At 69.7% G+C, this 11,986-nt stretch carries 10 protein-coding genes; 9 read left to right on the forward strand and 1 reads right to left on the reverse strand.

Annotation, left to right across the window (positions count from 1 at the left end; translation table 11 throughout):
• Positions 1–75 precede the first annotated feature (75 nt).
• Together FB547_RS30915 and FB547_RS30920 are read left to right on the forward strand one after the other, a co-directional pair.
• The gene (locus FB547_RS30915) at positions 76–1,248 is read left to right on the forward strand and encodes an MFS transporter (RefSeq protein WP_145747441.1); all 1,173 of its coding nucleotides are present in this window, start codon (positions 76–78) and stop codon (positions 1,246–1,248) included.
• Entirely contained in the window at positions 1,245–1,859 is a 615-nt protein-coding gene (locus FB547_RS30920; RefSeq protein WP_145747442.1) for a pyridoxamine 5'-phosphate oxidase family protein, read from the forward strand. Before FB547_RS30915 ends, FB547_RS30920 begins: the two co-directional genes overlap by 4 nt.
• 18 nt (positions 1,860–1,877) lie before the next feature.
• On the opposite strand, the gene FB547_RS30925 is transcribed toward FB547_RS30920, so the two are convergent.
• The gene (locus tag FB547_RS30925) at positions 1,878–3,746 is read right to left on the reverse strand and encodes a M48 family metallopeptidase (RefSeq protein ID WP_145747443.1); all 1,869 of its coding nucleotides are present in this window, start codon (positions 3,744–3,746) and stop codon (positions 1,878–1,880) included.
• A 241-nt stretch (positions 3,747–3,987) separates the two neighbouring features.
• On the opposite strand from FB547_RS30925, the gene FB547_RS30930 reads away from it, so the two are divergent.
• The 7 genes from FB547_RS30930 to FB547_RS30960 all read left to right on the forward strand — a co-directional run bounded on the left by FB547_RS30930 (position 3,988) and on the right by FB547_RS30960 (position 11,980).
• Positions 3,988–5,178: a multidrug effflux MFS transporter gene (locus tag FB547_RS30930; RefSeq protein ID WP_145747476.1), complete on the forward strand. Its 1,191-nt coding sequence runs from the start codon at positions 3,988–3,990 to the stop codon at positions 5,176–5,178.
• Between the two features lie 14 nt (positions 5,179–5,192).
• Entirely contained in the window at positions 5,193–6,623 is a 1,431-nt protein-coding gene (locus tag FB547_RS30935; RefSeq protein WP_145747477.1) for an MFS transporter, read from the forward strand.
• A 20-nt stretch (positions 6,624–6,643) separates the two neighbouring features.
• Positions 6,644–7,285 carry a paraquat-inducible protein A gene (locus FB547_RS30940; RefSeq protein WP_145747444.1) on the forward strand — a complete coding sequence of 214 codons (642 nt, stop codon included), beginning with the start codon at positions 6,644–6,646 and terminating at the stop codon, positions 7,283–7,285.
• Positions 7,282–7,998: a paraquat-inducible protein A gene (locus FB547_RS30945; protein WP_145747445.1), complete on the forward strand. Its 717-nt coding sequence runs from the start codon at positions 7,282–7,284 to the stop codon at positions 7,996–7,998. Before FB547_RS30940 ends, FB547_RS30945 begins: the two co-directional genes overlap by 4 nt.
• A complete protein-coding gene (locus FB547_RS30950) occupies positions 7,995–9,641 on the forward strand; it encodes an intermembrane transport protein PqiB (RefSeq protein ID WP_145747446.1) in 1,647 nt (548 codons plus the stop codon). Before FB547_RS30945 ends, FB547_RS30950 begins: the two co-directional genes overlap by 4 nt.
• Positions 9,638–10,270 (forward strand): membrane integrity-associated transporter subunit PqiC, encoded by a 633-nt coding sequence (locus FB547_RS30955; RefSeq protein WP_145747447.1) that lies wholly within the window; start codon positions 9,638–9,640, stop codon positions 10,268–10,270. The genes FB547_RS30950 and FB547_RS30955 overlap by 4 nt, the downstream gene beginning before the upstream one ends.
• Positions 10,271–10,378: 108 nt before the next feature.
• Positions 10,379–11,980, forward strand: a complete 1,602-nt coding sequence (locus FB547_RS30960; RefSeq protein ID WP_145747448.1) for an MFS transporter — start codon at positions 10,379–10,381, stop codon at positions 11,978–11,980.
• Positions 11,981–11,986: the final 6 nt, after the last annotated feature.

The following is an 11,986-nucleotide window of genomic DNA, read 5'->3' on the forward strand; positions in this document are numbered from 1 at the left end:
TGCAATTTTCTCACGCATGGCGGGCGTTAATGTCGTTTGTCGGCAGGCCGTGCCACGGCGCACCATGCGGACTCGATGCTTCGCACCACGCCCGCTCCAGCGCTCGCTGCCACCGACCTGAACTCCCGCCACGCGGCCATTGCGCTCGGGCTTTCGCTGCCGGCCGATGTCGTGCTCTACCTGCTGCTGCCGATGTATGCCGGACAGTTCGGCGTCACGCTGGCGGAGGCCGGCATGCTGCTTGCGGCCAATCGGCTCGTGCGCATTGCGGGGTACGGCTGGGTGGCGCGCTTCTATGCGCGCAACGGCGACCGGCTCACCTGCACCATCGCGGTGGTGGCGGCCGCGTTCTGCGGACTCGGCTACGCCACGCTCTCGGGCTTCTGGGCGCTGCTGCCGCTGCGGCTCGTGTGGGGCCTGTGCTTTGCCGCGCTCAACCTGTCGACGCAGTCGCTGGCCACGGCCGAACTGCTGGGTGCGGCGCGCCGCAACGGGCGTTCGCGCGCGCTCATCGCGATGGGACCGGTGCTTGCGCTGCCGCTCGGCGCGTTGCTGGCGCTGTGGGCCGGCCCGCGCGTCATCTTCTGCATTCTTGCCGCGTTCTCGCTGGCGGCGGTGCTGGCCACGCGGCACCTGCCTTCGGCGCCGCACGGCAGCGCACACAGCCGGCCTGCGCGCCGCTTCGGGCGGCCCAACAGCCTCGACGCCTGGTCGTTCATGGAAGGGCTCACGCTCGACGGGCTCTTCATCGTCGGCCTGTCCTACCTGGGCAAGGATCTGATGCCGGGCGGCGCGGTGGTGATGGCCGGCTCGCTGATGGCGCTGCGCTACCTGGCGGAAATCCTGTTGAGCCCGGTCGGCGGCCACATGGCGGAGCGCTTCGGTGCCGAGCGGTTGCTGGTGAGCCTCTCGCTCGTGACGGCGATCGCGCTGGCGGGCTTCGGGCTGGGCTGGCTGTGGAGCTGCGCGGCATCGATCGTGGTGCTGCGCGCCTTGCAACTGCCCTTGCTGCCGCCCATCGTGGCGCGCCGCACCCCGGGGCCCGGGCGCATGCATGCGCTGGCCGCGCGCGCGGTGTGGCGCGACATCGGCGCCGGCATCGGGCCGCTGCTGGCCGGGCTCCTGCTGCCGGCCGTGGCATCGTCGTGGCTCTACGGCATTTGCGCGCTGCTGCTGGCCGCGGCGGCACTGGCCTGCGGCAGGAACCCGTCGGCATCACCGGACCAGAAACAAGGAGTGATCCCATGACCCATGCCATCGACACCATCGAACGGCTCGAAGCGCTGTTCGGCGAAGCCGGCGAGGCCTCGCTCAAGAAGGAGGTGCCCTGGCTGCACCCGAGCTACCAGGCGCTGATTGCCGCTTCGCCTTTCGCGGTGCTCGCCACCAGCGGGCCCGGCGGGCTCGACGCCTCGCCGCGCGGCGACCCGCCCGGCTTCGTGGCGGTGCAGGACGAGAAGACGCTGCTGCTGCCCGAGCGCCGCGGCAACAACCGCATCGACAGCCTGCGCAACATCGTGGCCGACCCGCGCGTGGCGCTGCTGTTCCTGATTCCCGGCGTGGGCGAGACCTTGCGCGTGAACGGCAGGGCGCGCATCACGACCGAGCCCGGGCTCATGGCGCGCTTTGCGATGGAGGGCAAGCTGCCGCAGTGCGTGATCGAGATCGGGGTCGAGTCGGTTTTCTTCCAGTGCGCGCGCGCCATCCAGCGCTCGAAACTGTGGGCACCGCTGCCGGCGGAATCGCGCCGCGAGGTGCCCACGCCCGGCGCCATCCTGTCGGCGCTGACCGATGCCGCGTTCGACGGCGAGGCCTACGACCGCGAGCTGCCGGCGCGGCAGCGCTCCACCTTGTATTGAGCAGCGCCCCGCGGCTCGTCAGGGTTGTGGCGATTCCTGTTGTTGTTGCTGCTGAGCCCGCATGATCTGGTGGCGCTGCCAGTAGCGGCCGACCGCGCCCTTGAAGTTTTCCTTCTGCTTGCCGAGGCCGCCCACCTTGACCTTGGTGGTGCGCGCGCCGAGCATGCCCTTGTCGTGGTGCGTGACCACCAGCAGGTCGCCGAAGGTGTTGTCCTGGAAAGTCAGGTTCTTGACTTCGTCCCAGCCGATGGTCGAGCCGCCGTCCACGCTCTGGCGCAGGCCCGCATGGCTCACCTCGATGTTCTCGCCGTTCTTCAGCGCGAACGCGACCGGCGGAAAGTGGCGCAGCACCACGGCGCGCTCTTCTTCGGTGGCCGGCTCGTAGCGGTAGGCGAGGCTCAGTTCGTGGTTCTGCACGAAGCGCTGCTCGTAGTCGCTCCACAGCCGCTGTTCGATGGCGGCGGCGGTTTCGATGTCGTCGGCCCACGAGGCCGCGGGCGCGGTCGCGACGATGGCGCCGTAGGCGCTCTCGGGCACATGGTGGCCCACGTTGCGCATGCGTTCGAGCAGCGGCGGATGGCTGTCGTAGGGATGCGGCACGTCGGCGGTCTTCATGGTTTCGACGAACGCGTCGGAGTTGGCATAAGGCGGCAGGCCCGCGGCCACGAAGCCGGCGATGCCCAGCGCGCCGTCGTGCTGGCGGTCCTGCGCAAAGAGCTTGCGTTCGACGTCGTTGCGGTAGCTCGCATAGGCCGCAATCTTGATGAGCGACTGCACGATGGCGCCCGGCGCCGTGAGGCTCGCGGCGACGCTGTCGGCCTTGTACTCGCGCTCGCGGCTGTCGCGCGCCAGGGCAAAGGCGAAGATCATGCGGTAGAGGCGCAGCAGGTAGTGCGCCACGATGCTCAGCCCGCCCTCGCGCATCTTCCAGGTGTACTGGTCGAACTGCAGCAGCTTGGGTCCGAGCGCCGCGCTGCTGCGGGTGTCGCCGCCGCCCAGGTGGGCCAGCTCGTGCGCCAGCACCGCGTCGGCCTCGGACTGGTCGAGCACGCGCAGCAGCGGAATGCTCACGAACAGCGTGCGGCCTTGCAGCGTGCGTCCGCCCACCTCGCAGGGCGCCTCGGTGACGAAGAAGTTGGTGTCGATGCCGGCCACGATCTGGTCGGGCGGCGCGGTCTTCACGCGCGCGGCCAGCTGGCGGATGCGCTCCCACAGGCGCGGTGCATCGGCCTCGGCCACCACTTCGCCCTCGATCTCGTTGCCGAAGGGCAGCTTCTTGAACAGCGTGTAGATCGCATAGAACACGGCCACCGCGGCCGCGATGCCCGCGATGATGATCAGCTTGACGTAGTAGCTCTGCATGAAGTACGCCGTGAGCCAGAACGACAGCCACACCAGCATCGCGCCCTGCAGCGCGACCTCGAGCGCGCTCGACACCGTCATGAGCCGCCAGCCCGCCACAAAGCTCGCATAGCGCAGGCCGCGGTTGGCAAAGGCCAGTGCGCCCAGCACCAGCGCCGCCGCGAGCAGTGCCGCGCCCAGCACCAGCGTCCAGCCGGCGGCGCGGTCGGCCCAGTGGAACTGCCAGTGCATCGAATAGGGACTGCACACCTTGTCGTGGAAGTTCTTGTCCTCTGGCGCGGTTGCGCTGCAGGCCTTGGAGAGCGGATGGCTGCGGTAGAACTCGGTGGCCTGCGCCTTGTCGCCGGCGGACAGGCGGGTGTCGGAGGCGATGCGCTTCTCGATCGCCTGCAGGAATTCGGCGTCTTCCGTGCGCAGCGCGTACTCCGTGAAGACCAGCGTCGCCGCCGGAATGGCGAAGAGCGACACCAGGGTCAGAAGGAAGACGCGAAAAAGGTCGGCATGGATCGTTCGGGCGAGGGCCATGGGGTGCTGCTCCTGGATGCGGTGTTGTGATTGGTTGTGGCGAAATTTCCGGGACAGCCGATAGCGTAGCGGCCGTTTGGCGCGTTGCGCATGGAGGACATCGTTCACGCGACCGGCATGAATACGAAGGTCGTACTCTTTGCCCAGAATTAGCAACAGCCGGTCGGCGACCCCACGCCTGCACCGGATGCCGCGCTTGGCGACAATCGGTCCAATGCGTTCTTCGTCTCCCTTTTTCAAGATGGCCCTGCTGCTGGGCCTGCTCTCCGCCATCGGGCCCTTCGCCATCGACATGTACCTGCCGGCGCTGCCGGCCATCGGCCAGGCGCTGCGCGCCGACATCGGCGCGGTGCAGATGAGCCTCACGGCGTTCTTCCTTTCGCTGGGCGCGGGCCAGCTGCTGTACGGCCCGGTCTCGGACATGGTCGGGCGCAAGCCGCCGTTGTATGCCGGGCTGGTGCTGTTCGCGCTGGCGAGCGTGGGCTGCGCGCTGGCCACCGACATCCACACGCTGATTGCGCTGCGCTTCGTGCAGGGCCTGGGCGCGGCGGCCGGCATGGCGATCCCGCGCGCGGTGGTGCGCGACCTGCACACCGGCACCGATGCCGCACGGCTCATGTCGCTGCTGATCCTGGTGTTCAGCGTGTCGCCGATCCTCGCGCCGCTGGCGGGCAGCGCCGTGATCGCGGTGGCGGGCTGGCGCGGCGTGTTCTGGGCCGTGACCCTTGCCGCTGTGGCGGGCCTCGCGATGATGGTCACGCAGCTGCGCGAAACGCGGCCGCCTTCGGAGCGCGTCGAAAGCAGCCTCGGCAGCGCCCTGTCGGCCTACGGGCTGCTGCTGCGCGACTGGCATTACCTCGGGCTGGTGTTCATCGGCGGCTTCGCGATGGCGGGCTTCTTCACCTACCTGGCGAATTCGTCGTTCGTGATGATCGACCACTACGGCCTGTCGCCCGCGCTCTACAGCGTGGCCTTCGGCGTGAACGCGGCGGCCTTCATCGGCGCCTCGCAGTTCACGGGTTCGCTGGGCGAGCGCTTCGGGCTGGTGGGCCTCGTCAAGTTCGGCGTGGTGGCCTCGGGCATCGCGATGCTGGCCATGTTCGCGTACTTCGCGGCGGGTGGCGACAGCCTCTGGGTGCTGATCGTGCTGTACTTCATCGCCTCCGGCTTCATGGGCCTGGTGATTCCGACCACCGGCGTGCTCGCGCTGGAAATGCACGGCGCCATCGCGGGCACGGCCTCGGCGCTGCTCGGCACGCTGCAGATGCTGACCGGCGCGCTGGCGATGGCGGTGGTGGGCGTCTTTACCGACGGCCGCCCGCTGCCGATGGTGGCCGGCATGGCCGGCGGCGCGCTGATTGCGCTGGTGCTGACCTGGCTCACGCTGGGCAGCGTGCGGTCCGAACCCACGCGCAGGACGCAAGAGGCGTGAGCGGCGCGGCACACATGCAGGCCGCGGCGGCGGCCGACGACCAGGCCGCGCAGCAGCTCGATGGCCTGGACCTGCCCGCGCGCCGGCGCGCGATGCTGGTGATCATCCTCGGCATCATGGTCGCGGTGCTCGACGGCACCATCGTCAACCTGGCGCTGCCGGGCATTGCGCGCGAACTGCAGGCCAGCCCCTCGCATGCCATCTGGGTGGTCAACGCGTACCAGATCGCCACGCTGGTCATGCTGCTGCCGCTCGCGTCGCTCGGCGACCTGGTCGGCTACCGGCGGGTCTACCTGGTGGGCATGGCGGTGTTCACGGTGTCCTCGATCGGCGCCACCTTCGCCGATTCGCTCGCCACGCTGATTGCCGCGCGCACCTTCCAGGGCCTGGGCGCGGCCGGCATCATGAGCGTGAACGCGGCGCTGGTGCGGCTGACCTTTCCGTCGGCGCTGCTGGGCCGCGGCATGGCGATCAACTCGATGGTGGTGGCCACGTCCTCGGTGGCCGGGCCCTCGGTGGCGGCCGCCATTCTCTCGGTGGCTTCGTGGCCGTGGCTGTTTGCCATCAACGTGCCGCTGGGCGCCATCACGCTGGCGCTCGGCCTGCGGGCGCTGCCGTTCAACCGCGTGGCGCCGGCGGCGGGCCTGCGCTTCTCGCCGGTCGACGTGGCGCTCAACGTGCTGATGTTCTCGCTGGTGTTCCTGGGCGTCGACCGGCTGGGCGTGCGCGAGGGCGGCGTGCCCGGCGGCTCGCAGTCGTCGGCCTGGCTCATCCTGCTGGCCGGCGTGGCGGTGGGCTTCGTCTATCTGCGGCGGCAGCGCAGGCTGGCGGTGCCGCTGTTTCCGATCGATCTGCTGCGCATTCCGGTGTTCGCGCTTTCCATGGGCACTTCGGTCGCCGCCTTCTGTGCGCAGATGCTGGCCTACATTGCGCTGCCGTTCCTGCTGCTCGAGGTGTACGGCCGCAGCCACATCGAGGCCGGGCTGCTCATCACCGCCTGGCCGCTGGCCATCGTGGCCATGGCGCCGATCGCGGGCCGGTTGATCGGGCGCTACCCGGACGGGCTGCTCGGCGGCATCGGGCTGGGCCTGCTCGCCACCGGCCTGGCGCTGCTGGCGGCGCTGCCGGCGCATCCGGGCAACGCCGACATCGCCTGGCGCATGGCGCTGTGCGGGTTGGGCTTCGGCCTGTTCCAGTCGCCCAACAACCACACCATCGTGACCTCGCCGCCGGCGCACCGCAGCGGCGCGGCCAGCGGCATGCTGGGCACGGCGCGCCTCACGGGGCAGACGCTCGGCGCGGTGGTGCTGGCCGGCGTGTTCAGCGTCTGGAGCCCGCATGGCGGCCACGGGCCGGTGGTGGCGCTGGTGCTGGCGGCCTGCTGCGCGGGCCTGGCGGCGGTCTTCAGCAGCCTGCGGCTGAAGACGACGGGGCCGGGCGGCTGAATCGGTTAGGGTACGCCCCTATGACGGAAGTACCTGAAACCGTGGTTTGTCCGGGCTGCGACGCGGTCTTCAGCCGCGCGCCCCTGAAGCCGCGCGAGGTATCGCGCTGTGCCCGCTGCGGCACCGAGCTCTACCGCCACGCGGGCGACCAGCAGCGCCGCATCCTGCCGCTGACGGTGGCCTCGCTGATCATGTTCGCCATTGCCAACCTGTTCCCGATCGTCGAGATCGAGCTGCAGGGCCTGCGCAGCCAGACCACGCTGGCCGGCGCGGTGCTGGTGCTGAGCCGGGAGGGCATGTCGGTGGTGGCGCTGCTGGTGCTGGCCACGACGCTGCTCTTTCCGCTGATGCAGCTGTGCATCCTGGCCTACCTGCTGGTGCCGCTCAGCCGCGAGCGTCGCCCGGCCGGCTTTGCGATTCTGGTGCGCGCCATGCAGATGCTGCGGCCTTGGGGAATGATCGAGGTGTTCCTGCTCGGCGTGCTGGTGGCGATCGTCAAGCTCTCGAGCATGGCGAGCGTGGTGGCGGGGCCGGCGCTGTGGGCGTTCATGGCGCTCACGGTCATGCTCACCGCCGTGCTCTCGTTCAATCCCAATGCCTTCTGGGAAATGACTTTTCGCCCGCCTGGCGAATCCGGCGAGCCCGACAGGGAGGCGGCGTGAGCGCAGGCGAATTGCAGGCCCCGGACGAGGGCGAAGCGCCGGTGGCCACGGCCAGCGCGCTGGGCCTCGTGGCCTGCCCGCACTGCGATGCCGTCTGGCGCGGCGCCGCCGAGGGCGAGCCCTGCGGGCGCTGCGGCACGCACCTGCACACGCGCAAGCCCTACAGCCTGAACCGCACCTGGGCCTTCCTGATTGCGGCATGCATCATGTACATCCCGGCCAACCTGCTGCCGGTGATGATCACGCGCACGCTGTTCGGCGCGCAGTACGACACCATCCTGAGCGGCGTCATCTATTTCTGGGTGTCGGGCGCCTACGGGCTCGCGGCCATCATCTTCATTGCGAGCTTCCTGGTGCCGCTGTTCAAGCTCACGGTGCTGATCCTGCTTGCCTTGCTGGCGCAGCGCGGCAGCAGCTGGCGCCGGCCCGAGCGCGCCAGGCTCTATCACATCATCGAGATCATCGGCCGCTGGTCGATGCTCGACGTGTTCGTGGTGTCGCTGCTCACCGGGCTGGTGCAGATCCAGGGCTTTGCGGTCATCAACGCGGGCGTGGGCATTGCGGCCTTCGGATCGGTGGTGGTGCTGACGATGCTGGCCTCGCTGAGCTTCGACCCCAGGCTCACCTGGGACAGCAGGCACGAACAGCAGCAGGAAGCCGAACGGGAACGCCGGGAACCGGCACGCGACAACAGGGAACACAAGCCAGCATGAGCGACGACGAAGCCAGACCCCCCAACGATCCATCGCCCCCGTCCGGGCTTCCTCCGCCGCGCGTGGTGCGCCGGCGCGAATGGCTGCCCTCGCTGATCTGGCTGATACCCATCGTGGCCGCGCTGGTCGGCGTGATGCTGGTGGTCAGGATCCTGATGCAGCGCGGGCCCGAGATCGTTCTCACCTTCAACACGGCCGAGGGCCTGGAGGCCAACAAGACGGCCGTCAAGTACAAGGACGTGCAGATCGGCACGGTGCAGAGCCTGCGGCTCGCGCGCGACCGCTCGCATGTGCGCGTGACCGTGCAGCTCAGCAAGGAGGCCGAGAGCTTCACCGCCGAGGATTCGCGCTTCTGGGTGGTGCGGCCGCGGCTCGACACATCGGGCATCTCGGGCCTGGGCACCTTGCTGTCGGGCGCCTACATCGGCGCCGACGCGGGCGTGTCGAAGGAAACCGCGAGCGAGTTCAAGGGGCTGGAGGTGCCGCCGATCGTCACGCGCGATGCCTCGGGCCAGCAGTACCTGCTGCGCGCCACCGACGTGGGCTCGCTCGACGTGGGTTCGCCGGTGTATTTCCGGCGCATCAAGGTGGGCCAGGTGGCGGCCTACGAACTCGACGGCGACGGCCGCGGCGTGACGCTGCGCATCTTCGTCAATGCGCCCTACGACAAGTTCGTGGGCGTCAACACGCGCTTCTGGCAGGCCAGCGGCATCGACGCGCAGCTCAGCGCCAGCGGCTTCACGCTGCGCACGCAGTCGCTCGCCACCATCCTGCTCGGCGGCATTGCCTTCCAGGCGCCCGATGACGCCATGGGCCCGCTGGCCAAGGAGAACACGGCCTTCACGCTCGCGCAGGACGAAACCGCGGCCATGAAGGAGCCCGACGGTCCTCCGCAGACGCTGCTGATGTACTTCAACCAGTCGCTGCGCGGCCTGGCGCCGGGTGCACCGGTCGATTTCCGCGGCGTGGTGATCGGCGAGGTCAAGTCGATCGGCGTGGAGTTCGACCGCGCCGAGCGCGAGTTCCGCATGCCGGTGCTGGTGCAGGTCTATCCAGACCGGCTGCGCCGCCGCGCGGGCGAAAGTGGTGTGGAGTCGCGCGCCACCCAGCAGGAGCGGCTGCGCTTCCTGGCCGAGAAGGGGCTGCGCGCGCAGCTGCGCAACGGCAACCTGCTGACCGGGCAGGTGTACGTGGCGCTCGACTTCTTCCCCAAGGCGCCGCCCGCCAGGATCGACATGGCGAAGAACCCGATCGAGCTGCCCACCATCGCCAACAGCCTGGACGAGATCCAGTCGCAGGTGCAGGAGATCGCGAGCAAGCTCAACAAGGTGCCCTACGAGCAGATCGCGGCCGACCTGCGCACCACGCTCGCCTCGCTCAACAAGACGCTGGCCAGCACCGAGCAGGCGGTGAGCCGCATCAACACCGACCTGACGCCCGAACTGGCTGCCGCCATGAAGGACGTGCGCAAGACGGTCAACAGCGCCGAGCGCACGCTGGCCGACGACTCTCCGCTGCAGCAGGACATGCGCCAGACGCTGCGCGAGCTGACCCGCGCCGCAGGCTCGGTGCGCGTGCTGACCGACTACCTCGAGCGGCATCCCGAGTCGCTCTTGCGCGGCAAACCGGACGACAAGAAATGAAGAACAGGAAAAAGCTGCTTCCGCTCGCGGTCATCGCAGCGCTGGTGGTCCTCGCGGGCTGCGCGAGCAAGCCCGACAACTACTACACGCTGGCCAGCGCGGTGCCGGCTTCGGAAGCGGCACCGCCGACCCGCGGCACCGCCGCGCCGCTCTACATCGAGCTGGCGCCGGTGGCGGTGCCCGAGCGGCTCGCACGGCCGCAGATGGTGGTGGGCCGGGCGAACGGCAGCGTGCAGGTCGACGTGCTCGAGCAGCACCGCTGGGCCGCATCGTTCGAGAACGAGCTGCAGGACGCGCTGGCCAGCGGCATCGCGGCGCGGCTCGGCGCGCTCGATGTCACCAAGGGCGGCCGCCAGTCTTCGCAGCCCGTGTGGCGCGTCGCGGTGCAGGTGCGCCGGTTCGACGCGGTCGATGGCGGCCGGGTGGACGCGGGCTTCAACTGGACGCTGCGGCGCTCCGACCAGCCCCGCACGATGGCGTGCCAGCTGGACGTGGGTGAAGCGGTTGCGGGCGGCATCGATGCGGTGGCGCATGGCGCGCAGCGCGTCACCGCCGCGGCGGCCGCGGCCATTGCGCGCAGCGTGAACGCGGCGCGGGCGGATCCGGCGGCGACCGCCTGTCCGACCTGATTCTTTCTCGCTTCCCCCCGGGGGAGGGCAGCCCCCATCCCAGCCTTCCCCCGGCGGGGGAAGGAGCAAGACAGGCATCTGCTTCTGGAAGATGGATCGGAGATCACCATGGCACAGATCGGCAAGGCACCCTGCGACAACGCACTGATCCTGCATGGCGCCAAGACGCAGGAGGGTGCCTGTCCCGAAGCCTCCAAGCCCTGGGTGCTGGCCGCGGCCATCGTGGGCTCGAGCATGGCCTTCATCGACGGCACGGTGGTCAACGTGGCACTGCCGGCCATCCAGGCCGACCTGCGGGCCACGGCGTTTCAGGCGCAGTGGGTGGTCGAGTCCTATGCCTTGCTGCTGGCGGCGCTGCTGCTGGTGGGCGGCGCGCTCGGCGACCACTTCGGGCGGCGCCGCATCTTTGCGATCGGCGTGGGCATCTTCGCCGTTGCTTCTGTGGCTTGCGGGCTCTCGGGCAGCGTGCAGCAGCTGATTGCCGCGCGCGCGGTGCAGGGCATCGGCGCGGCCTTGCTGGTGCCCGGCAGCCTTGCGCTCATCAGCGCCGCATTTCCCGAGAAGGAGCGCGGCAAGGCCATCGGCATCTGGTCGGGCTTCAGCGGCATCACGGCGGCCGCGGGGCCGGTGCTGGGCGGCTTCCTGGTCGATCATTTCTCGTGGGCCTGGGCCTTCCTCATCAATGTGCCGATGGCGCTGCTGGTGCTGTGGATCACATGGCGCCACGTGCCCGAGAGCCACGGATCATCGGCCAGTGGCGGGCTCGACCTGGTGGGCGCACTGCTGGCCACCGCCGGGCTCGGCGGCATCGTCTACGCGTTCATCGAGGCGCCCACGCGGCACTGGAGTTCGCCCGCGGTGCTGGCGGCGCTGGGCATCGGCATCGCCGGCAGCGCGGGCTTCATTGCCGCCGAGCGCAGGGCACGCACGCCGATGCTGCCGCTCGCGCTGCTGCGCATCGGCAACTTCAGCGGCGCCAACCTGCTGACCCTGCTGCTGTATGCGGCGCTCGGCGGCGGGCTGTATTTCTTCCCGCTCAACCTGATCCAGGTGCAGGGCTACTCCGCCACCGTGGCGGGCGCGGCGCTGCTGCCGTTCATCCTCATCATGTTCGCGCTCTCGGGCTGGGCCGGCCAGTTGGTCGACCGCTTCGGCCCGCGGCTGCCGCTGGTGATCGGCCCCGCGATTGCCGCGGCGGGCTTCGCACTGTTCGCGGTGCCGGGCGTCGAAGCGAGCTACTGGCGCGGCTTCTTTCCCGCGGTGGTGGTGCTGGGCTTCGGCATGACCGTGACCGTGGCGCCGCTCACCACCACCGTGATGAACGCGGTGGGGCCGGAGCTGGCGGGCGTGGCCTCGGGCGTCAACAATGCGGTGTCGCGCGCGGCCGCGGTGCTGGCCATTGCAGTGTTCGGCGTGGTCATGGCCTGGGCCTTCGACGGCGCCCTGGCCGAGAGCCTGCGCGGCATGGGGGCCTCGCCCGAGGCGACGGCATTTCTCGAAGGCGAGCGCAGCAAGCTGGCCGGCGCAGCACTGCCGCCGGGCGTCGATGCGGCCACCGCCGCGGCCATGAAGAAGGCCGTGGCTGAATCCTTCGTCGCGGGCTTTCGCTGGGTGATGCTGCTGAGCGCGGGGCTGGCGGTGCTCAGCGCGTTGAGCGCCTGGCTGATGATTGGCGGGGTGGCTGCAAAAGAACACGGCAGCGGCAGGTAGAAAAGT

The sequence above is a fragment of the Variovorax beijingensis genome (assembly GCF_007828835.1).
Classification (GTDB): Bacteria; Pseudomonadota; Gammaproteobacteria; order Burkholderiales; family Burkholderiaceae_C; genus Variovorax; species Variovorax beijingensis_A.